Below are 21,499 nucleotides of genomic sequence, written 5' to 3'. Positions count from 1 at the left end.
GTCACTGACCGGCCAAGGAGACAGGCTCCAGCAGTCGTAACGGTGTGCGCGTAGGGCAGTTCGGGACACTGCCGGCGCAGGAAGATATCAAGCGCCGATGGGGCGGAAGGGAGACGGCCCGGCACGAAGCCGGACCGACTCTGCCTGGCTGTCGAGTGCTATTGCACGTCGACGTAGTCGCCGGTCGCCGAAACGGCAGGGGTGGTCGAGGTGCCGGCGAAGTTCCAGCGCCAGTAGCCGTCCACGGACGCGGTGGTCGTGGTCTGCAGGTCACCCGTGCTGGAGGTGTTCACCGTCTTGATGGTGGTGTAGGTGCTGGTGCCCGCCTTGCGGAACTGGAGCTTGACCGGCTGCGCGGTGTAGCCCGCGTACACATCGGTATCCCAGTTCGCCCGGGTGAGCTTGCCGGTGATCTTGAGGGTCTTGCCCTTGGCTATCGGTTCCGGGCCGGCGTTGACGGTCAGTTTCGAGTACCGCTGGATGCGGGTGGTCGTGTAGGCGTCCCGCTGGGTCCAGCTGTCGTCGTTGGCCCATACGTCGACTCCGACCTTCCAGGTCCCGGCGTCGGTGTTGATGAGCCACCAGTCCGGTTCGAAGGTGAAGGTCTTCGAGCAGGTGGACGTGGTCGCGCTGGAGGCTACGCAGTCCGCGGGGGTGGTGTCCTCATTCGGCGTGATGTAGACGTCGGGGTTGTTGGGATCCGTTCCGCGCCACAGGTAGAAGTCCGCGTCCCAGATGCCCGACGGATCGGTGGCGGTCACCGAAACCGTGACCGTCTTGTCGGCGAGGCCGACAGCGATGCCTTTACCGCCGTTGACGGAGACGGTGGTGATCTGGATGTCGCCGACGGTCTCGTCCGCGTACGCGGCAGGGCTGGTGAATCCGCCCAGCGCGGTGGCGGCGGTGAGCACAGCGAAGGTTGCGCGCTTGCGCATGAATCTCCCTACAGTGAAGAGGACGCGCCCGCCGGATACATGACACGGCGGGCAGGATGAGGGGCCAGCTGCAAACCAGTTATGTCAGCTGATCTTGCGGCCACCTTGGGTCAGGACTTGGAGAGCCCGACCTCCGACTCCTGCTGTCCGGTGTCGGCAGTCACCGGGTAGTCCCGGTCATTTGCTCGGGCCCTGCTGCGCATCGTTGCGGGGCCAGGCTGGAACGAGGTGCCAGGTTCCTGGCTGGTGAGGCTGATAGACCATGGGACGGGTGAGCCCGGGGTGCAGGCCACGGTTGTCTCATAGGACGTGCCCGGCGTCCCCTTCTTCTGGATCTGGAAGACTTGGCCGACGAGCGAGACGCTCGCAGGCTTGTTGCACGTCACGGTGCCACCGACGGTGATCTGACCCTCTGGGACGTCCACCGTGCCCTCGGGGTTGGTGTTCATCCCCATGGCGAGTTCAAGCGGAGGTTCGGGCATGACCGCGTGAACCGTGCCGTGCAGAGGCACCGTTGATCCGTTGCAGTACTGCTCGAAGGTGGCGTCGAGTTCATGGACGTAGCGGTAGGGGCCGAACGCGATGTGCTCGATCGTGAAGGAGCCGGAGTTGGTGTTACACCATTTGTCGGTCCCGTTGTCGGTCCCGCTGAACACAAGTTCCGGATCCCCCGGCTGGGCGTCGGGCCATTGCTTCGCCCCGGTGTACGTGGTGCCCTCAGTCAGCTTCTGCCCCTCGGGCGCGGCGACGTTGAGACGCCAGAGCGTGCCTTGGTCCGCATCTATTGCGACGGTCAGGCTGTTCTCGTCCGTGCTGCCCTGGACGTCGAACATCTGGACTGCTCCAGCCGTGTACTCATACGACTGACCGCCTGAAATGGGCTCACCCGAATCGCCGCTGAAGCTCAGCGTTCCCGATGTTGAGCTGTAGGCCTGCGCAGTGTCCGCCAGCGGCGCGGCCGTGAGCGCGACCGTCATCGCCGCGACGGCGCCCACTGTCCGGGCCAGTATGCGTTTCGGCATGGCACTTCTCGTCAAGGTTGCCCCAAGGGAGTATTTCGATCTTGGCCGATCCGACGTGCGACTCATGTGCCTTTGAGGGCCAAGTCGGACGAAGCGTGACTATGAGTGAGGTCGTCGAGCCTCATTAGAGAAGCGCAGAAGCTTCAGCAAACATCACAGTGGCCTCAGAAGTCCCGTTCGCCAGATGCCTCGTACACCGCACAGGGCGGGCACCAGCGCCGGAAACGACAAAGGGCCAGTCCGGGAGGAAACCCCTCCTGAGCTGGCCCTTCTGTCTGTGCCCCCGGCAGGATTCGAACCTGCGGCACCCGCTTTAGGAGTGGGATCGAATTCTTGTCGGGGGGTGCCCGGCACTGCCGTGCGGTGCTGTTTCCCCTGGTCAGAACCGCACGGCGAGCCACTTGATCCGGCTCATGCCGCCCTGTATCAGGCTGTCCGCTCACGCATCGCTCACGCGCTGCCGGCTGCTGAGCAGCGCGTGGGTCAGATCTGGCCGAGGTCGATCTCCACCGGGAAGGGGGCCGCTACCTTGAGGACGCCCGTGAACACATCTCCGTCCCGGTAGGTCTTCGTCGCGGGGTCGAGAACGTAGGTGTACACGAGAGGAACGCCTGTCGCGGCCTGCTCGATCCGCCAGTAGAAGCCGATGCCTGACTTGGCGTACTGGTCGACCTTCACGATCCGGTCGGTGGTCTCCGAGCCTGGCGACACCACCTCCGCGACCAGCAGCACGTGCTCAGGGCGGGTGGGGGTGAGGTCGATCGTGTCTGCGCGGTACACGACGACGTCCGGGCGGCGATTGGTGAGCGGGACGTCCTGAAGCCGGACGTCGAAGTCCGTGTCGGCGTTCCACTCCGGGCCCGCGGCGGCATCCAGGGCGTTCGCCAGAATCCGGGCCAGCCGGTTGTGCCGCTTGGACGCACTCGGACTCACGACGACCATCCCGTCCACGATCTCGATGCCGGCGCACTGCTCCTCGGACCAGGACTCGTACTCCTCAGCGGTGATCTGCTCATGCATCCACGCGGGGGCCACCATCTCGGCCGTCATGAAGCACCTCCCGGACACTGTGCTGCGGGCCCGATCCCGCTGGATTCAGCGTACTGTCTGCCACACGTCCAGCACGCTGATCTCGCTCACGCCCGCTCCCCGTCGGCCGGCATCCGACCAGTGAGCCCACGACAGTCAGGAACCGGCGTGGTGGACCGGTCATCAGGGCCGTGGCTCAAACCGGCAGGCCAGGCACGGGCAGCCAGCTTGCCCGTTCGGGGCAACGGCAGGGGCGACAGGGGCGTACAACGGGCATGGCAAGATCCCCCTTGGCGCGACTGGGCTTCGACACCGCAGTTGCTACCAAGAGGTCCCGGCCCCGAGGGCATCCCCCTAGCCGAGGTCCTGGAGGCGGGGGCCCGCGTTCGCGAACACATCGACGCCCTGGCCGACATGTTCACGGAACTGATCCTCCGCCACGGTCCCGAGGAGAACCTTCACCGCCTGCGCCCGCAGGCCCGCAGCGTGGTCCAGGCGGAGCTTTCACCAGCGTTGGACCGGAGGTTGCGGAAGCAGGCGGATGGGTAACGTCCTCCTGCGCCGGCCCGGCGCACACGTCCGCCAACCACGAGGAGGGGTGCGTCCCGTGTCCGAGGGTGAGCCGGTGACCCGCGAGGAAGCGACCAAGATTGCCTGGCAAGTGCACTCCGTACTCGCCGAGTGGACCCGCACCGTGGACGCCAAGGCCTCCTTCGCCCTGGCGATGGAGTCCGCGGCCCTCGCGGGTGTGGCCGCGCTGTCCGGCTCCGGGCACCGGCTCGGCAGCGTCTCGGGCGCCCTGCCGAAGACGGCCCTGTGGACGGGCCTGACACTGCTCGCCCTCTCCGCCGTGCTCGCGGTCCTCGCCGTTCTGCCCCGCCACAACCGTGCGGGCCGCGTACGCTCGGACCACGTCGACGACTTCATCTTCTACGGCCACCTACGGCACTGGAGCCCGGAGGAGCTCGCCGACCGCCTCGGCCAGCACACCCCGCTGCCCGCGCTGACCCGCCAGTTGGTCGACATGAGCCGCATCGTGTGGATCAAACAGCGGCTCGTACGGCAGTCACTGCTCACCGCGGTGGGCGGCTGCGTGCTGATAGCGGTCGCGGGCCTCACCGGCTGACGGCGCGGTGAGGCGGAAAGGGCAGGGATGACCGCGGATTTCCGAGAGAGCGGCCCGCTCGGACACGGGCCCAGCCGGACTCCGTTCTGGAACCTGCTGGACGCCGCGGCCCAGCGGACACTGCGCGAGGCGGGCAAGGTGACCGCGTTCACTCCTCGGGAACACCTGCTGCGGCAGGACGAGTTCAGCGACCATCTCCTCGTCCTGGGCCGTGGCTGCGTCAAGGTCACCACGGTTGCCGCCGCCGGTTACCAGGCGGTGCTGGCCCTGCGCGGCCCCGGCGACCTGCTCGGCGAACAGGCCGGGCTGGACGGCGGGCCCAGATCGGCGACGCTCACCGCCCTCATTCCGGTCCACGCCCTGGTGATACCCGCCGAGGCGTTCCGGGCGGCGGCCCAAGACCATCCCGTCATCACCGGCGCCGTCCGCCAGGTGCTCTCCGCGCGGCTGCGGGACGCCGACCGGCAGCGCACCCTGGTCGGCGCTGATCCGCTCGCCGCGCGCCTGGCCGGCCTGCTGCTCGACCTCGCCGCCAGCCACGGCCGGCGCAACGCCTCCGGGGTCGTGGACATCGGTCTGCCGCTCTCCCAGGACGACTTCGCCGGCCTGGTACTCGGCTCCCGCAGAACCGTCAGCCGGGTCCTGGAGCAATGGCGGGCCGAGGGGTGGGTGACGACCGGACGCACTCATGTGACCGTCCACAACGCGGATGCGTTGAAGCGGGTGCGAGAGGGTGGGCCGACCGGGAGGTGACGGCGCAGGCCCGGGACAACAGGTGGCGCGACCGACCGGAGTTCGCGGCACCGCGGCCCGCGGACGGCACCGCCCCGACCGCCCCGATGCAGGCGGCCGCTACGGTCCGGCCCAGGGTGCGCGGGTGAAAGGGCCGGCCGGGATCCGCGGAGCGGTTCGGGGGGCTCGTGAGTGGGGCCGGGCAGTGGTTCACAGATCGGACCAGGCGAACGTCTCCAGCCCGAACTCCCGCGCGACGGGGTTCCATACGGCGACGAAGTCCTTCTTCGCCGCCGTGGCGTCGGCGCTCGCCGAAACCGCGTCCTGCCAGGCGCTCGATCCGGTCACGGCGGAGGTCGAGCAGTCGCCCGACACGTCGTCGACCACCCGCACGTAGGCCCGGTCGGCCTCCTCCGAGCTCTGCCAGGCGTTGTGCAGGTCCGGCGCCAGGTCGTCGGCCAGCTGGTCGAGGGTAAGCGCGTCCAGTTTCTCGACGAGGCCGGCCCGTGCGTCGGCCGCGTCCTCGAAGACCTGCCGGTTCTCCTGGAGGTCGCTGCAGTTCATCATCGACTGCACGGCGTCGGAGACCCCGCGGCGCCGGTCGGCGTTCTGCGCCAGGAGCGTGTGCAGCGCTGTCGCCTGCTCCGCGCGCGTGTCCGTGGACCCGATCCCGGGCTGGCCCGTGCTGTCGCTGCTGCCACCGCTGCTCCCGGAGCCACTGTGCGTCGCGATCTGCCAGACGATCAGCGCGATGATCGCCAGCACGATCCAGAACGCGACGGCACCCGCCCGTCCCGACGAGGGCGCGCGCTGGGGTGTGCTGCGGGGAGGGTTGAAGGGGCCGGAGGGGAACGGGCCGGAGGTCTGCGGGGGCACCTGGCCGCCAACCGTGGTCCCTCGCGGGCCGGCGGGACGCGAACCCCCGGGACGCGTGCTGCCGGTGGCCGTACCGAACAGGCCCGGACCGGCCGTCGGCGCGGCGGCCGGCCAGGTCTCGGGGGCGCTGTCGAAGGCGCGCCGCAGGGGGTCGAGCCAGTCACTGAGGGCGGGCCGGTCGGTGGGCGTCCGGCTCAGGCCACGCTCGGCCAGGTCGGCCACGGCACCGTCCATCCGCCGCAGCGCGGCGGCGTCCTTGCCGTGCTGCTCGTGCAGGAAGAGCCGCACCGCGAGCAGCGCGAACTTGTAGCGGTCACCTTCCGGTGTCTCCGGCGCCTCGCCGTCGGGCAGCTGCCAGCCGGGTGTCTGCACGGGCTTAAGCACCCAGTCGCCGCGCAGTCCCATGGCGTCGCAGTCGATGAGGAAGCAGCTGGGCCGCGGCCCGGACAGCGAGAACAGCAGGTTCTTCGGGGAGAGGTCGCCGGCCACCACACCGAGGCCGTGCAGCCGTTCCAGGGTGTCGGCGAAGGAGAGCAACAGACCGAAGACCTGGCGAGGCGTCACGTTCCCCACCATCATGTTCACGTAGGACAGCGAGTTGAGCAGGAACTCGAAACCCGCCGCCTTCCTGTCGCCCGACGGCAAGGTGATGAAGAACTCGTCCGGGATCTGCCGCATCAGAAAGCCGCGAACCTGCGACCCCTCGGTCACCAGCGCCGCGGGCCAGGCGGCGTGCTCGGCCAGCCACTGCCCGACCGCGAGCGGCTGCTCGGGCAGGAAGGCGACCATCCGCTCCAGCGCGTCGATCCGCAACTGCCCCTGGGAGTCCGGCTTGTACTCCTTGTACGCCACCGGCCATTTCCTGTTGACCAGCCGCTTCTCGACCGCCCAGACCTTGCCCTGCCCACCGCCTCCCAACGCCGTGCCCAGCACCAGATCCGAACGGGCGATCCGCGCCGCCCCGGACCCGGTCACGGTGCCCCGCCGGAGAGCCGGTGCCGGGGCCAGACGGCGAGCAGCGTGCGGTCGTCGTCGAAGGTCTCCCGGGAGAAGTCCAGCAGATGGGCGAGAACCCGCGGCTCGGGCGGGCGCACCGCCAGCTCCGCGAACAGCTCGCCCACTATGCCGGAGCCGTCGCCGAGCGGATCACCGAAACCGTCGGTGCCGACCAGCAGGACGCCGTCGGCGGGCAGGGTGTACGACAGCGGGCGGGAACGGGTCGACAGGCGCGGCAGCGCGACCACCGCGTTGCTGGTGATCTCGCCGGGGCCGCTGTTCTTGTCTCTCAGCAGCGGGTTGAACCGGCCCTGCTGCAGGCACCACGCCGAGGAGTCCCCGGCGCGCGCCAGCGTGACGTGCATCCCGCCGCCCTCGGCCGGTGCGACCGTGCCCGCCACCAAGGTCGTCGCCAGGGTCCGGTTCGCCTCCGCCAGGTCGCCCTCGTCCGGTTCCCGGCCGCGGGCCACCCGCATGAGCAGCTGATACCGGGCCGCCTGCAGCACCCGGGTCCAGTCGGGGCCCGGCCTGTCCTCACCCAGCTGCACCAGCAGGTCGTTGACCGCCGTGCGGCAGACCAGCGCGGCGCCCACGTGCGACTGCGCGGCCGCCGAGACACCGTCGGCCACGGCGAAGACGACCGTGGCCGACGGTTCGTGCCAGGCGACGACCACGTCGTCCTGCCGCGGCCGCCCGTCGAAACGGTGCTGGTCCCCTCGTACGGAGGCCAGCCGCACGGTCAGCTCCGGGGTCGACCACCCGTCGAAGAGGGTGTCCGGCCGATAGGGATCGCCGGGCGGCGGCTTGGGCTCCACGTGGGCAGCGGGCTTCCCCAGCACGACCCGCCGGTACCGGTTCGTGCCGCGCCGGGAGTCCGGTGCGGAACTGTCGGCCCCGGGCTCCGGCCTCCCCGGTGCCGCGTGCCGCGGTGTCGAGCCGTGCTGCGGCGGAACTCCGGCCTGCGCATCGGGAGGCGCGTGCCTCGGTGCCGGGGGGTGCTGCGGCGGAGCGACGCGCGGATCCTGCGCACCCTGCAGTTCCATGCCGTGGACCTGGTCGCCGCCCTGCCGCCGGGGCGGAGCCGATCGCTGTCCGGGGTCGGGGGAAGGCGGGGGCTCCAAGGCCGGCCCGTTGTATTCACGTACAACGTAATGCTCGACCCGGTACTCGGGCACCACGTACTCGGAGACGTGCCCGGGGAGCGGTGCCGTACCACCCTCACGCTGGCGCGGACGTGTGCCGGGCCTCGGCCTGGCGCGGGTCGGGAAGCCGCTGGTCGGCGGCCCCGGCCGTGCCGGCGTCCGGCGACTCGGGCGTGTCCCGCTGCTCGTCTTCCCGGCTCTTGTTCCACCGGAAGGGCAACCACTTGTCCACCATCAGACCTCGTCGATCGCGAGGCGGAAGCCCTCCGGCTTCTCCACCGCCAGCTCGGCCTGCTGGCCGGCGGCCAGGGCGTTGGCCGACTCGACCACGCTCTTGGTGAGCGCGGTGAAGAACTTGGCGATCGCGTCGCCGAGCTGGGCACCGGGGATCGATATGAACGCGAACTTCTGCTCGGTCGCCACGGCCAGGATCGTCTCGGCCCGCGCCCCGCCAATCCCGAAGGCGATGACGTTGGGCGCCGCGCCGGTCACCTTGCGGTCGGTCAGCCGGCTGTGCGTCTGGCGCCACTCCTCGCCGCAGGTCGGCTGGCCGTCGCTGAGGAAGAAGACCGCGGGGCGCAGCACCTTGTACCCCTGGGACTTGAGCGTCTGTACGTCCTGCGGGATGCGCTCCAGCAGCGCGGCGAACGCCGCGTCGTAGTTCGTGCCGCCGCTGGCCGACAGCCGTGGCAGTTCGTTCTCGCTCCTCAGATCGGCCAGCACCAGGTGTTCCACGACGCTGTTGGAGAAGCCCAACACGGAGAAACGCACCTTGGCGGCGGCCATCGGCTCCCCCAGGAGCGCGACGTGCAACGACTTCATTCCTTCGTTGAGGTCGCCGACGTAGCTCGACATGGAGCCCGATTCGTCGGCGAGGACGTACACCGGCAGCAACTGCCCAAGCGTCTCGGCCATCCCAGTTCTCCCCCTTTGCTGTTCAGCCGCTCTATTGCTCCTGCGTGGCGGGCCGAAGGCCCTGCGGGCAGTCGAGTTTCAACTCCATACCGCCCGCGATCGCGCTCCGGCCCAGATGCAGCAGCGTCTGCTGCAACAGGACGGAGAACTGCACCGCCGACTGCGCGAGATCCGCGCCCTCGACGGCGACGACGCCCAGTTCGGGGCGGGAGGCGAGGCGCTGCACGACCCGGTCCCGGTCCGCTCCGATGCCGCACGCCACGACGTGCGGAAAGTACTTGTGCGCCATCAGATCGGCGTGTGCCGCCGGCCATTCGGTGTCGTCCTCGGCCTGGCCGACGGCCAGAAAGAACACGACGGGCCGCAGTACCCGGGACACCTGCTCCTTCAGCCGTTCCGTCTCCAGCGGCACCAGGTCCAGCAGCCGCCGCAGCACCGGCCGGTAACGGCAGCCCGGCGATGTGCTCAGCCCCGGGACGCCGGTGCGCCAGGAGACCTCGGTGAGCGGCAGCACCACGTCGGCGCCGTCGGCGTAGGTGATCACCGAGAGCCGGATGGCGGCGGCCACGTCGGGGCTGTTGGCCAGCAGCGTCTGCACCGAGCGCAGCGCGTTGCCCAGGTCGGTGACGCAGCCGGCCGCGGCCTGCGAGGTGTCCAGGACGACGTACACCGGTATCAGTCCGCTCGGCGGCGCGGCGGCGGCCGCCGGAGTGCTGCCGCCCCACTGCACGGGCCCGCCCTGCGCCGCCGCGGGCGCGGACGCCGAGTGGTTGGGGCCGCCGGGTGTCGCACCGGAGGCGAAGGAGGCCGGCTGTCCGGCGTCGGGCCGCTCCAGTACACCCGCGACTCCGGTGCCGGGCGCGCTCGGACCGAGCACACCCTGGCGCAGGCCGGGCAGGTCGACCTCGCGTACGACGCCCCGCTCGATGAGGTACTTGACCATCTCGGCGTGCCGCTGGTCCCGGATCTCGTGCTGGGTGGCCTCGGTCTCACGGACCCGCGCCAGCAGTTCGAGGGCGTGCGTGGTCTCCTCGGGGTGGCGGACCAGGTGCTCGCGGATCAGGTTGTCGAAGTCGAGCCGTGTGTTCCCCAGCGCGGCCCGCTCCTCTGACTGCCGACGCCGGCGGCCGGCCGCCCTGATGTCCTCGATGTCCTCGTCGGAGTAGGTCTCCGAGCGTCTGGCCTCGTGAACGTGCACACCGAGCCTGGCCCGGCGCCGCGCCTCCTCCAGTTCCTGGATGTACCTGGCCGCGGCCTGGTCGGGCTCCATCTGGACCTTGCAGTAGTAGATGGTGATGCCCTCGGGGAGCCGGATCTCCCGGTCCAGCTCCTGGTTGACGGCCAGCTGCGCCGCCATAGCCTCGGTGATGGCGAACCGCGCGGCCTGCAGCCGGATGCGGTCGGTGAGGTATCCATAGACGACCGTCAACGCGTCCCGTACGTTCCTGGACACCACCATCACCGGGTCGTGCACCCGGAAGCCGATGTCGATCGTGGCCTGGAACCGGTGTCCGCCGTCCTTGCAGGTCAGCGGGGTCTTGCTGACGGACGCCTGGCGCCTGTGGTCGCTGAGGTCGACGACGTAGCAGGCCCGGTTCTTGCCGAACCAGCGCTGCCCGAAGGTGCGGACGGTCTCGACCTCGAAGGGTCCGCCCTCCACCGGGTAGACGATCGCCACCGAGGGCGGCAGGTTGGGCAGCTCGCCCACCCGACTGCGGGAGATCACCCGCTCGTTGAGAATCAGGGAGACGCTCATCCTCACACCCCTTCCATGTCGAGCTGCGCGTGCACCATGGCCGCCGTGAGGGGCAGCCCGACGATCCGGTCCGGGTGCACCCAGTCGTCGGCGCAGGAGCGCAGGATCCGGCCCGAACGCTGATCGCCGTGGGCGATGGCGCCGACCAGCAGCCTTAACATCTCGCGGAGTTCGGAGTCCCGTTCGGCCAGCTTCGCCCAGTCGCCGACGACCTGTTCCGCCTCGTCGTGGAAGAAGGACTCGTTCAGCGCCGCACGCCACAACCACACGAAGGAGTCCCGCAGTTCGGGCCGCCGGTGCGCCAGGTACAGCAGCGTCGGCCACTCGGGCACCGCGGCTCCCGGGTCGACGTCCTTCGTCTCCACGACCACCTGTGCCGCGACGATCAGGAAGGCGAGCACCGCCGCCCGGCCGGAGCGGTGGTCGCCGGTCCTGTCCCGCAGCATGGGCAGCACCGAGCCGGCCGCGTCGGGATCGTCGGCGACCAGATCGGCCAGCGCGCAGCCGACGGCCACCGCCACCGTCACGCTGTCCACCGCGAACAGCCGGGCGAGTTCCTCCACCGGACGTCCCGACACCGCGCCCAGCCCGTGCACCCGGGCCGCGGCCGCCCGCACCTGGGGCCGCTCGTCGGCGTACCAGCCGCCCACCAGTGCGGTCGCCTGCTCCCGCACCCAGGGGTCCTGGCAGGCCACGGAGAGCGCGTAGGCGACGGCGGTGCGGCGCAGCGCGCTGTCGCTGCGCGCCCAGGGCCCCAGGACTCGGCGTTCGATGTACCGATAGGCCTCGGCGGCCAGCACCCCGAGCCCGGAGGCCGCCGCGTAGACGCGCACCTGCTCCGCCGGGTGCACCACCAACTCGTCCAGCCAGTCGAGGAGTTCGCCCTGGATCTCGTACTGGGTCCAGGCGTGCAGGATCACCCGGCGCGCGTACCCGGAGTCCTTGTACTCGATGATCGTCCCGGGCTCGCCGCCCGGCTTGTCCCGCTCCTGGGCGCGCAGGTGCTGCAGCTGCCGTCGCCGGGGCGTCTCGAACAGGTCCTTGGACCGGACCGGGCGTCCGTCGGGCCCGGGCGCCCGGAGGTAGGGTCCGTCGTCCTCCAGCCGCTCGCGCAGTGAACGGGCGGCCTGGGCGACGTCCTCCTGCGGCAGCCCGTTGAGCACCGCCAGGGCGAGCGCGAAGCTGCGCGTGCCGGCGTCGGGCAGACTCTCGGCCCAGATCTCGAAGTCCTCCGCCTCCAGCCGGGCCCGGTGTTCACGCAGCCGGTCCAGGTCGACGACGCCGTGCAGGTCGTACTGCTCGATCATCGCGGCGGCGAGGTCCCCGGCCTGCCGACAGGCCGGGAGGCCGCCCACCAGCTCGGCGATCACGTCCCGTACGTCCTCGCGCGTCAGCAGCCGGTCGGCGTCGCGTTCCCCCAGCCGCCAGCGCAGATGCGCGCGCACGACCTCCAGGGGCTGCGGAGCGTCCGTCAGATCCCGTACACCGACGAGCAGTTCACCGTCGGCGAGCTCGCCGTCCGTCACCGTGACGACCATCCACGCGTCCGCCTGGGACAGCGCGCCCTGCACCTTCTCGTACGTCTCCCGGCCGAGGTTTCCGATGTCCTCGGGCCGCTCCAGCAGGAAGCCGACACCGCGCTCGATGACCCCGCTGTCGTTCTCCAGCTGCTCGGCCAGCGAGGCGAAGTCGACCCCGCTGTCCAGGTGGTAGACCGCACCCCGGCACGCGCCGAGCAGCAGCCGTACGGCCATCGCGGACTTGCCGTGCCCGGCCGCCGAGCGCAGGATCAGCAGCCGCTGTCTGGCGAGCGCCTCGCGGGCGTCGGGCAGGTCGGCGGGCGCGCTGTAGGCGAACCGGACCCGTTCCACGATGAGCGGGGACAGCACCCGCAGCCGGCGTTTGTGCCCACCGAGCACCACCACGTACTTGTCGCCGCCGACCATGTCACCCTCGACGTTGGCGACGGCGTTCTGCAGCAGTCCTCGGCGCTGCGAACCCTGCCCCAGCTGACCGGTCGCCTCGTACGACTCCGCGCCGGGTCCGGACTGCGGGGGCGGCGGAGTCTCCGCCCCGCCGTCGCCTTCCGTGGCCGGCTGCGCCTGGGGCGGGCCGTCCTGTCTGTCCTTCGCCGGCTCCTGGCCGGCACCCGGGGCGGACGGTTTGGGCGCACCGTCCCCCGTGGGTCCCCCCGGCCCGGCCGCCGGCTGGCTCCCCCCTGGATCACCGGCGGCCGGTGGTCCTCCCGCTGCGGCCGCCGTCACAGCCGCACATTCCCTGTGTTGTGGACGGTCACGTGCTTGGACCCGGCGACCTGGTCGCCCTGCACGGTCTGCGCGTGCTGCACGACGGAGGGCCGGTCGGCGGCGGTGCTCTGCTGCCCGTCCGTCTCGGTCGGCGCCTCCTGGTCGCAGGGCGGCCCAGCGGCCGGCGCGGGCAGTCCCGGAGGGGCCGGGTAGCCGGGGACCGTGATCCAGGTACTGATCGTCTCACCGTGCTTGGTGGTGAGGTCGAACGGCAGATAGGCCGCGGCGTCGATTCCCCGGTGGCCATGCCGGATCACCGCGCGATGGACCTCGTCCGACACGGCGAACGCCATCCGGGCCGACGGGGCGGAGGCGAGGACGTCGCGCAGCGGCTGGGCGTCGACGATCCGGCAGGTGGTGTTGACCGCGTCGCCCGACCAGCCGTGCTCGTCGTCTGTCGCCAGGCCCTGGTGCAGTGCCATCCGCAGCCGGACCGCGTGATCCTCGTTGGCCTCCTGCGCGTATTCGCCGAGCCCCTCGTCAAGCTCGCGCACGAACGGCCCGGCGATCACCGCGGGTGCCACGGACGATCGGATGAGCATGAGTACGCCGTCGCCGCGATCCTCGGACACGGTGTCCGTCGCCGCGAGCCCGGCACGTTCCATCGCGCCGCCGAGAACGCGGTACATCGCGGCCCGAACCCGTCGCTGCACAGGGTCTCGACGCGGACTGAAGTTCTCGATGTCCAGCGCGATGATCCAGTGATGCTTGGCTTCCCCTGACATGTGCGGACCTCCCCCGTGCTCCCTGCGATCGGCTCCACCAGTAGACGGCATCCGCAGAAAGCTGGTCTACGCCATTTGGCGTACGCACGAGATTGGCCGGAAACGCTCTGCGGCAAGAGTTCGAGTGAGCTCCGTGCTGTTTCGCTCCAACCCGCGAAGTGCCAACTCGGCCCTCGGCCCATCTGACTCAGGGCGCGTGAACAAACTGATCGTCGAGGGCGGGCGGGACACGACACCACCACGGAGGAACGCCCTTGAAGGGCTCCACCCACCGCCGCTGCTACTGCCGCGACGCCGAGACCGGCAAGCCGCTCGGCAAGAAGTGCCCCCAGCTCACCAGCCGCAAGCACGGCTCCTACTCCATACGCCAGGAGCTCCCGCCCCGTACTGACGGCACCCGCCGCTCCTTCAGCCGCGCCGGCTACGACTCCCTCAAAGCCGCCCAGGCCGACCTCGACCACGTTTGCGCGCTCATCGGTCTCGCCAGCGCCGACGACGCCGAGGGCCTGGCCCAGATCGCCGAGCTGCTGGAGAAGGTGGCCGACGAGAAGGCCCCACTGCCCGACATCGACGCGACCCGCAGGCGCCTCAGCCACGGCTTGGACCTGACGAACCGACTCACCGTCCGCGAGTGGCTGGACATGTGGCTCGCCGGCAAGAAGGGGCGGCAGAGCGCCATCAGCCGCGACGAGAGCAACATCCGCGTCCACCTCAAACCAGGGATCGGGCACCTGCGGCTGGACCGTCTCCGGGTCACTCACCTGTCGGAGATGTTCGAGGCCATCGCCGAGGCCAACGTCGAGATCGCGGAGGGCAACGCAGCCCGCCGCAAGGCGATCGAGGACCTCGCCCAGATCCCCTGGAAGGGGCGTGAGCACCGCGCCCGCCGCAAGGCGATGAAGGCGGCCATCGCAGGCATGGAGCCCTACCGGCGCATCGTCGGTCCGGCAACGCGCCAGCGGGTTCGCTCCACGCTGCGCGCCGCGCTGAACGCAGCGATCGCCCAGCAGCTCGTCACCTTCAACCCGGCGGCCCACGTCGAGCTGGACGCGGGCAAGCGGCCCAAGGCCCTCGTATGGACCGAGGAACGCATCCTCTACTGGAAACGCACCGGCGAGAAGCCGTCGTCAGTGATGGTCTGGACGCCGGAGCACACCGGCCTCTTCCTCGATCACATCGCGGAAGACCGCCTGTACGCGCTGTTCCACCTGATCGCGTTCCGCGGACTGCGACGGGGCGAGGCATGCGGCCAGAAGTGGACCGACACTAACCTGGACGCCGGTCTCATCACCGTCGCCAAGCAACTCGTCGTGGACGGCTGGGAGGTGTACTAGGACGACCCCAAAACCGATGCCGGCGCACGCACCATCGCGCTCGACTCCGACACGGTCCAGGCCCTCAAGCGGCACCGTGCCCAGCAGGACAAGGACCGCGTGGAGTGGGCGAGCGCCTGGGTGGAGACCGGCCGCGTCTTCGCCAAGGAGAACGGCGAGATGCTCCACCCCGCCAACGTCACCCGGCGCTTCGTCGAGCTGTAAGAGGAGATCGGTCTCCCGCCCGTCCGGCTCCACGACCTGCGCCACGGGGCTGCGACGCTGGCCCACGCGGCCGGGGCTGACCTGAAGGACATCCAGGAGATGCTCGGCCACTCCTCGATCACCGCCGACACCTACACGAGCCTGCTTCCCGAGGCGGATCTGGCGATCGCCGAGGCCGCGGCCCGGCTCGTGCCGCGCGCACAGCGCGTGCTGGATGGTGTTGATCCATCCGGAGAGATATCGGGGCCTGGCGCCCCGTCCGCTCACGCACCGCTCACGCAAACGGCCCCGGACGAGACGTCCGAGGCCGAATAGGACCCCTCCCTGGGGGAGAAACCCCAGGTCAGAGCGGTAATGCGTTGTGCCCCCGGCAGGATTCGAACCTGCGACGCCCGCTTTAAGGAGAGCGGAGGTCTGAGGGCGGAGCCCCCAGGAAAGGGGTGGGTCGGGTAGGGGCGGCAGGGGCGAGGGAACGGCTTTGGGGTTACGCGGTCAAGGGGAACTCGGCGGCCAGTGCGTGGAAGACCGCCGTGTTGAGGGTGAATGCCTGCTTGCACTCGGTGATGATTCGCTGCTGCTCCAGGTCGTCGGCGAGGACTCCGTCCAGCAGTTCGCGGTAACTCCGCTTGAACGCGGCCGGGTTGGTGATGTCCTCGAAGACGTAGAAGCGGACGCCGTCGCCCTTCCTGGCGAAGCCCCAGGCCCGCTCGGCCTTGTCGCGGACGACCTGGCCGCCGGAGAGGTCGCCGAGGTAGCGGGTGTAGTGGTGGGCGACGTAGCCGCCGGGCCAGGTGCGGGCGCACTCCGTGACGCGGGCGGCGTAGGCCTGGGTCGAGGGCAGGGCGGTGAGCGTCGCGCGCCAGTCGGGGCCCCGGAGATGGGCCAGGTCGCGCTCCAGCGCGGTGCGACGCAGCAGCTCGGGCTGGATGAACGGCCCGGCCACCGGATCGGACGCCAGCCGCTCGGTCTCCGCCTCCAGTGCCTCGTACACGAACCACAGTTGCTCGGTGTAGCGCGCGTACGCCTCGACGCCGAGCCTGCCGCCGAGCAGGTCGCTCATGAACGTCGAGGTGTTCGCCTCCATGTGCAGCTCGTGCGAAGCGGTGCGGAGGAGAGTCGAGAAGGGCGTGCTCGACGTGTCCGTCGCGTTCATGGGGCCTCCGGTGCCGAAGAGGGAGGGGCGAGAGTCACTGAAATTTTCTATGGTTAGGCTTACCTAAGTCAACTGGTTCCCGACATCCTGTCGGTAAAAACGTACCCGGATTCGCGATCGGCCCCACATAAGAAGGCGGACCCACATGAGAAAGCCCGCCCTGTGGACAGGGCGGGCTGAAAGCGGTGGAACGCGGTCCGCTACGGCAGGGTCAGGATGTCCGCGCCGCTGTCCGTCACCACCAGCGTGTGCTCGAACTGCGCCGTCCGCTTGCGGTCCTTCGTCACGACGGTCCAGCCGTCGTCCCACATGTCGTACTCATGCGTACCGAGCGTGAGCATCGGCTCGATGGTGAAGGTCATTCCGGGCTGGATCACCGTCGTCGCGTGCGGGCTGTCGTAGTGCGGAACGATCAGCCCGGAGTGGAAGGACGAGTTGATCCCGTGTCCGGTGAAGTCCCGGACCACGCCGTAGCCGAAGCGCTTGGCGTACGACTCGATGACACGGCCGATGATGTTGATCTGGCGGCCGGGCTTGACCGCCTTGATCGCGCGGTTGAGGGACTCGCGGGTCCGCTCGACGAGGAGCTTCGACTCGTCGTCCACGTCGCCGACGAGGTACGTCGCGTTGTTGTCGCCGTGGACGCCGCCGATGTACGCCGTCACGTCGAGGTTGACGATGTCGCCGTCCCGCAGCACCGTGGAGTCGGGGATGCCGTGGCAGATGACCTCGTTGACGGAGGAGCACAGCGACTTGGGGAAACCGCGGTAGCCGAGGGTGGAGGGGTAGGCGCCGTAGTCGCACATGTACTCGTGTGCGACCCGGTCCAGCTCGTCCGTGGTGACGCCGGGCGCGATCAGCTTGGCGGCCTCGGCCATCGCCCGCGCGGCGATCCGCCCGGCGACCCGCATCGCCTCGATCGTCTCGGGGGTCTGCACCTCCGGACCGGTGTACGGCGTGGGGGCCGGCTTGCCCACATACTCGGGGCGCCGGATGTTTCCCGGGACGGGACGGGTGGGAGAGAGCTCTCCTGGTACGAGCAGCGACTGGCCAGACATGCCAGCGAGTCTATCCAGCGGGCATGGGGGACCATTGTCCGTGGCGAAAGGAGCCGGTCATGGCCCTCTTCAAGAAGCGGACCGTCGGCAAGCCCGGCGAGTGGTACTACTGCCTGGTTCACCAGAAGGTCGAGGAGGGCCCCGAGTGCCCCGCCAAGGACCGCTTCGGCCCCTACACCACCCGCGAGGAGGCCGAACAGGCGATGCAGACCGCCCAGGAACGCAACCTGGAGTGGGAGACGGACCCCAAGTGGCACGATGCGACGGCAACGGACCCGGACCCGGAGGGGGACCGGGATCGCTGAGACGGCCGGGATCGCTGAGACGGCTGGGACCGGCGAGGCGACGGGGCCCTGCGAGACGGCTGAGACCAGCGAGACGGGTACAACAGCCGGCGCCGACTCGCGCCCCGGGCGAGAACCTGGTCCGGCGCCGGATTCCGGACCACGGGCGGCGAACCCGAGGCCCCGTCCGGTGTCCTACCACCGAGCCGCCGGCGGCGCCGTCAGCTGGTCCGCGAGCCGGGAGAGCCGGTCACGGAAACGGCGGCGGCCCCGGGGCGAGGGCAGCGAGTTCTCCCCGGCCGCCGCGCTGACGAGGTGCTGAACGGTGTCGAGGTCGAGCTCCTGACCCGGCGGCACGGTCAGGGACTCGTGCGCCATCGCCCCCAGCTCGCGGTCCCCGGCGTCGAGCGCGAACACCGTCGCCCCGGCCCGCCGGGCGTCGTGGATCCGCTCCAGCAGCGGAGCCCCGAGCGCGGACGGGGACACCACGAGCAGGCTCTCCCCGCGGCGTGCGGCCTCGACGCGGCCGAGTCCCACCGCGAGGTGGGCCGGGTCCGAGTCCCGCGCCCCGTGCCGCACCAGCGTCGGCGACAGCTCCGGGGTGCCCGACCACGCCGCCTCGTCCACCAGATGCGCGGCCAGATGCCATGGCTCGTACTCCGCCGTGCCCACGAGCAGCAGCCCGCCCCCGTACGTCACCACGGACCCCCGTAGGGCTCCCGCGAACCGCCGCGTGGCACCCAACCACTCGGTCCCGGCGAGAACTTCGCGCAGCAATGCGACCCGTACGGCATCCATGCGACCGCATCCTGCCGCAACCGGCCACTATTGATGAGGAGTTCACCACGAATTCGCCCGATGTGGGCAAGGGGCCCAGTCACCGGAGATCACCGATGACGACGTCGCACGAGGAGTCCGCCCATGGCACTGGTCACCGTCCCCTTCCGCGCGGGCCGTGAGGGATACGCGAGTTACCGCATCCCCGCGGTGGTCGGCACCGCCTCCGGCACCCTCCTCGCCTTCTGCGAGGGCCGGGTCGACTCTGCCCACGATCACGGTCACATCGACATCGTGCTGAAGCGGTCGACGGACGGCGGCCGCACCTGGGGGCCGCTCCAGGCCGTCGCGAACAACGGCACCGACCTCGCCGGCAACCCCGCCCCCGTCGTCCTCGACACCGGCCGCGTCCTGCTCGTGCACGTCCGCGCGGCCGCCTCCGTCACCGAGGACGAGATCCGGCGCGGCGAGGTGGACGACCTCGACGGGCGCCGGGTGTGGGTGCAGCACAGCGACGACGACGGAGTCACCTGGACGGGCCTGAAGGAGATCACCGAGTCGGTGAAGAAGGCGGGCTGGCGCTGGTACGCCACCACGCCCGGCCACGCCCTCCAGCTCAGCACCGGCCGGGTCGTCGTCCCCGCCAACCACAGCGTCCCGCCCACCAGGACGGACGTCGGTGACGAGCCCCAGTACTACGGCGGCCACTGCCTGCTGAGCGACGACCGCGGCGAGACCTGGTTCCTCGGCTACGTCGACGACAGCACCACCGGCTACGTCAACGCCAACGAGACCACCGCCGCCGAACTCCCCGACGGCCGCGTCTACTTCAACACCCGCACCCACCACTCCACTTCCCGCCCGCCCGCCCCGTTTTCCCGCCCGCCCGCCCCGTCCCCCGGCAACCGCGCCGACGCCCACTCCGAGGACGGCGGCAGGACCCTCGTGAAGCCCTTCCGCCCGCAGGCCGGACTGGCCGGCCCCGTCTGTCAGGCCGGCGTCCTCCAGCTCCGCGACCCCGACCTGCTCCTCTTCTCCGGCCCCGCCGCCCCCGCCGCCCGCGCCCTGATGACCCTCCGCGCCTCCTCCGACAACGGCATGACCTGGCGATCGGCGTTCAGGGTCGACGGCCTGCCCGCCGCGTACTCCGACCTCGTCCGTGTCGACGCGTCCACGGTCGGACTCCTCTACGAGACGGGCGACCTCGGCGCGTACGAGACGATCACCTTCCGTGGGGTGCCCGTGACGGAGCTCACCTGAGCCGGTGGGGGAGCCGGGGCGGACGTAAAGTCGGCCCATGACCTCTACCGACAGTGCACAGAAGGCCCCCGCCAAGGACCCCTGGGACCTTCCCGACGTGTCCGGGTTCGTCGTCGGCGTGCTCGGCGGCACCGGCCCGCAGGGCAAGGGCCTCGCCTACCGGCTCGCCAGGGCCGGCCAGAAGGTGATCATCGGTTCCCGCGTCGCGGAGCGCGCGCAGAGCGCCGCCGAGGAGCTCGGGCACGGCGTCGAGGGCGCCGACAACGCCGAGTGCGCGCGCCGCAGCGACATCGTGATCGTCGCCGTACCGTGGGACGGGCACGGCAAGACCCTGGAATCCCTGCGCGAGGAGCTGGCCGGCAAGCTCGTCGTCGACTGCGTCAACCCGCTCGGCTTCGACAAGAAGGGCGCGTACGCCCTGAAGCCCGAGGAGGGCAGCGCCGCCGAACAGGCCGCCGCCCTGCTCCCGGACTCGCGCGTCACGGCCGCCTTCCACCACCTCTCCGCCGTCCTCCTCCAGGACCCGGAGATCGAGGAGATCGACACCGATGTGATGGTCCTCGGTGAGGAGCGCGCCGATGTGGAGATCGTGCAGGCGCTCGCCGGACGCATCCCCGGCATGCGCGGAGTCTTCTCGGGCCGACTGCGCAACGCCCACCAGGTCGAGTCGCTGGTCGCGAACCTGATCTCCGTGAACCGGCGCTACAAGGCGCACGCGGGCCTGCGGGTCACCGACGTATAGAGACAGACGTGTAGAGGGTGTACGGGCATGGGGGACACTGGACGCCGTAAAACGTCCTCGTCCGTCCGTCAGGAGCCGACCCCCATGCCCCGCCTCGCCCTCTACGCGCTCGCTGTCTGTGTCCTCGCCGTCGCCGCGGCCGTCGTCTCCTTCGTCCAGGGCAGCTGGCTGGGGATCGTGTGGGTGCTGCTGGCCGGGCTGTCGTCCAACATGTGCTGGTACTACACGCGGCGCGGCAGGTCCGTCAGTTGACCGAGCAGAACTCGTTGCTGCCCTGCCAGAAGCGGTAGAGCTCCTGACCGCAGTACGTCTCCAGGTCGCTGATACCCAGGCTGCTCAGGACCGAGTCGACCAGGTCGAAGAACGCGCTGTTGACCGACGGGACCCACAGCAGCGCGAACACGAACAGCAGGCCGAACGGCGCGAACGGCTCCACTTGGCGCTTGACGTTGTACGACAGCCAGGGCTCGATGACGCCGTAGCCGTCCAGGCCCGGCACCGGCAGGAAGTTCAGGATCGCGGCAGAGACCTGGAGCAGCGCCAGGAAGGCGAGGGCGTACTGGAAGTCGCGCGGCACGCCGTCCAGGGCGTCCAGCCAGAACGGCGCCGTGCAGACGACCGCGAACAGCACGTTCGTCAGCGGGCCCGCCGCCGAGATCAGGCTGTGCTTCCAGCGGCCCCGGATCCGGCTGCGCTCGATGAACACCGCGCCGCCCGGCAGACCGATCCCGCCCATGATCACGAAGAGCACGGGCAGCACGATGCTCAGCAGGGCGTGCGTGTACTTCAGCGGATTCAGCGTCAGATAGCCCTTGGCGCCGATCGAGATGTCGCCGCTGTGCAGGGCGGTGCGCGCGTGCGCGTACTCGTGCAGACAGAGCGAGACGATCCAGGCGGCCGTCACGAACAGGAACACGGCCACGCCGGGCTGCTCGGCGAAACCGGTCCATGTCGCCCAGCCGGTCACCGCGGTGACGGCCACGATCCCGACGAAGACGGGGCTGATCCTCCGGTCGCTACGGCGGGTCGCGGCGGTGGTCATGGGGCTCCCTGGACTGGTACGCATGTGCTGGGCCTGCCCGACCGTACCGGGCTCATGCCGAAAACGTCTCGCGATCGGCCATTGG

The 21,499-nt window shown here is 70.3% G+C and carries 20 protein-coding genes and 2 pseudogenes; 8 read left to right on the top strand and 14 right to left on the bottom strand.

From position 1 onward, the window contains the following. Positions 1 to 158: 158 nt before the first annotated feature. The 3 genes from AB0D57_RS37200 to AB0D57_RS37190 form a co-directional block, all read right to left on the bottom strand. Positions 159 to 935, bottom strand: a complete 777-nt coding sequence (locus tag AB0D57_RS37200) for a calcium-binding protein (RefSeq protein WP_362083841.1) — start codon at positions 933 to 935, stop codon at positions 159 to 161. 110 nt (positions 936 to 1,045) lie between these two features. After that, on the bottom strand, positions 1,046 to 1,912 hold the full coding sequence (locus AB0D57_RS37195) for a hypothetical protein (RefSeq protein ID WP_362083838.1): 867 nt from the start codon (positions 1,910 to 1,912) through the stop codon (positions 1,046 to 1,048). 528 nt (positions 1,913 to 2,440) lie between these two features. After that, a complete protein-coding gene (locus tag AB0D57_RS37190) occupies positions 2,441 to 3,007 on the bottom strand; it encodes a Uma2 family endonuclease (protein ID WP_362083835.1) in 567 nt (188 codons plus the stop codon). A gap of 321 nt (positions 3,008 to 3,328) precedes the next feature. Here AB0D57_RS37190 and AB0D57_RS37185 point away from each other — a divergent pair. The 3 genes and pseudogenes from AB0D57_RS37185 to AB0D57_RS37175 all read left to right on the top strand — a co-directional run. After that, positions 3,329 to 3,535, top strand: a pseudogene (locus AB0D57_RS37185) (MerR family transcriptional regulator); the annotation flags it as partial. Positions 3,536 to 3,593: 58 nt separating this feature from the next. Then, the gene (locus AB0D57_RS37180) at positions 3,594 to 4,112 is read left to right on the top strand and encodes a Pycsar system effector family protein (RefSeq protein WP_362083832.1); all 519 of its coding nucleotides are present in this window, start codon (positions 3,594 to 3,596) and stop codon (positions 4,110 to 4,112) included. Positions 4,113 to 4,139: 27 nt separating this feature from the next. After that, entirely contained in the window at positions 4,140 to 4,865 is a 726-nt protein-coding gene (locus AB0D57_RS37175; RefSeq protein ID WP_362083829.1) for a Crp/Fnr family transcriptional regulator, read from the top strand. A 189-nt stretch (positions 4,866 to 5,054) separates the two neighbouring features. Here AB0D57_RS37175 and AB0D57_RS37170 read toward each other — a convergent pair whose 3' ends face one another. From AB0D57_RS37170 to AB0D57_RS37140, 7 genes are all read right to left on the bottom strand, one after another. After that, a complete protein-coding gene (locus AB0D57_RS37170) occupies positions 5,055 to 6,695 on the bottom strand; it encodes a hypothetical protein (RefSeq protein WP_362083826.1) in 1,641 nt (546 codons plus the stop codon). Beyond that, complete coding sequence (locus AB0D57_RS37165) at positions 6,692 to 7,555, bottom strand: protein phosphatase 2C domain-containing protein (protein ID WP_362083823.1); 864 nt, start codon at positions 7,553 to 7,555, stop codon at positions 6,692 to 6,694. Before AB0D57_RS37165 ends, AB0D57_RS37170 begins: the two co-directional genes overlap by 4 nt. A 379-nt stretch (positions 7,556 to 7,934) precedes the next feature. Further along, positions 7,935 to 8,093: a hypothetical protein gene (locus tag AB0D57_RS37160; RefSeq protein WP_362083820.1), complete on the bottom strand. Its 159-nt coding sequence runs from the start codon at positions 8,091 to 8,093 to the stop codon at positions 7,935 to 7,937. After that, positions 8,093 to 8,773, bottom strand: a complete 681-nt coding sequence (locus AB0D57_RS37155) for a hypothetical protein (protein WP_362083817.1) — start codon at positions 8,771 to 8,773, stop codon at positions 8,093 to 8,095. The genes AB0D57_RS37160 and AB0D57_RS37155 overlap by 1 nt, the downstream gene beginning before the upstream one ends. Before the next feature lie 31 nt (positions 8,774 to 8,804). Beyond that, positions 8,805 to 10,529, bottom strand: a complete 1,725-nt coding sequence (locus AB0D57_RS37150; protein WP_362083814.1) for a hypothetical protein — start codon at positions 10,527 to 10,529, stop codon at positions 8,805 to 8,807. A gap of 2 nt (positions 10,530 to 10,531) precedes the next feature. Next, on the bottom strand, positions 10,532 to 12,793 hold the full coding sequence (locus tag AB0D57_RS37145) for a hypothetical protein (RefSeq protein WP_362083811.1): 2,262 nt from the start codon (positions 12,791 to 12,793) through the stop codon (positions 10,532 to 10,534). Beyond that, entirely contained in the window at positions 12,790 to 13,560 is a 771-nt protein-coding gene (locus tag AB0D57_RS37140; RefSeq protein WP_362083808.1) for a hypothetical protein, read from the bottom strand. Before AB0D57_RS37140 ends, AB0D57_RS37145 begins: the two co-directional genes overlap by 4 nt. A 254-nt stretch (positions 13,561 to 13,814) precedes the next feature. On the opposite strand from AB0D57_RS37140, the pseudogene AB0D57_RS37135 reads away from it, so the two are divergent. After that, positions 13,815 to 15,413: pseudogene (locus AB0D57_RS37135) on the top strand (site-specific integrase). A gap of 169 nt (positions 15,414 to 15,582) precedes the next feature. On the opposite strand, the gene AB0D57_RS37130 reads toward AB0D57_RS37135, so the two are convergent. After that, entirely contained in the window at positions 15,583 to 16,251 is a 669-nt protein-coding gene (locus AB0D57_RS37130; protein WP_362083805.1) for a biliverdin-producing heme oxygenase, read from the bottom strand. A 200-nt stretch (positions 16,252 to 16,451) separates the two neighbouring features. Further along, the gene (gene map / locus AB0D57_RS37125) at positions 16,452 to 17,309 is read right to left on the bottom strand and encodes a type I methionyl aminopeptidase (protein ID WP_362083802.1); all 858 of its coding nucleotides are present in this window, start codon (positions 17,307 to 17,309) and stop codon (positions 16,452 to 16,454) included. Positions 17,310 to 17,368: 59 nt separating this feature from the next. Between map and AB0D57_RS37120 the strand changes: the two genes are divergently transcribed. Continuing rightward, on the top strand, positions 17,369 to 17,614 hold the full coding sequence (locus AB0D57_RS37120; RefSeq protein ID WP_362083799.1) for a hypothetical protein: 246 nt from the start codon (positions 17,369 to 17,371) through the stop codon (positions 17,612 to 17,614). A 174-nt stretch (positions 17,615 to 17,788) separates the two neighbouring features. Here the strand turns inward: AB0D57_RS37120 and AB0D57_RS37115 are convergent, their stop codons facing one another. Then, positions 17,789 to 18,391 (bottom strand): hypothetical protein, encoded by a 603-nt coding sequence (locus AB0D57_RS37115; protein ID WP_362083796.1) that lies wholly within the window; start codon positions 18,389 to 18,391, stop codon positions 17,789 to 17,791. Between the two features lie 123 nt (positions 18,392 to 18,514). On the opposite strand from AB0D57_RS37115, the gene AB0D57_RS37110 reads away from it, so the two are divergent. From AB0D57_RS37110 to AB0D57_RS37100, 3 genes are read left to right on the top strand one after another with little or no spacing between them, the layout of a single operon-like run. Next, positions 18,515 to 19,630 carry a sialidase family protein gene (locus AB0D57_RS37110; RefSeq protein WP_362083793.1) on the top strand — a complete coding sequence of 372 codons (1,116 nt, stop codon included), beginning with the start codon at positions 18,515 to 18,517 and terminating at the stop codon, positions 19,628 to 19,630. A gap of 37 nt (positions 19,631 to 19,667) precedes the next feature. Beyond that, positions 19,668 to 20,372, top strand: a complete 705-nt coding sequence (npdG, locus tag AB0D57_RS37105) for an NADPH-dependent F420 reductase (RefSeq protein WP_362083790.1) — start codon at positions 19,668 to 19,670, stop codon at positions 20,370 to 20,372. Between the two features lie 27 nt (positions 20,373 to 20,399). After that, on the top strand, positions 20,400 to 20,624 hold the full coding sequence (locus AB0D57_RS37100) for a hypothetical protein (protein ID WP_362083787.1): 225 nt from the start codon (positions 20,400 to 20,402) through the stop codon (positions 20,622 to 20,624). Here AB0D57_RS37100 and AB0D57_RS37095 read toward each other — a convergent pair. Next, positions 20,617 to 21,414: a site-2 protease family protein gene (locus AB0D57_RS37095; RefSeq protein WP_362083784.1), complete on the bottom strand. Its 798-nt coding sequence runs from the start codon at positions 21,412 to 21,414 to the stop codon at positions 20,617 to 20,619. The genes AB0D57_RS37100 and AB0D57_RS37095 overlap by 8 nt on opposite strands. Between the last annotated feature and the right edge of the window lie 85 nt (positions 21,415 to 21,499).

Origin of the sequence: Streptomyces sp. NPDC048275, from assembly GCF_040652275.1 — a bacterium.
Lineage (GTDB): Bacteria > Actinomycetota > Actinomycetes > Streptomycetales > Streptomycetaceae > Streptomyces.
This window is presented reverse-complemented; position numbering and strand designations above follow the sequence as displayed.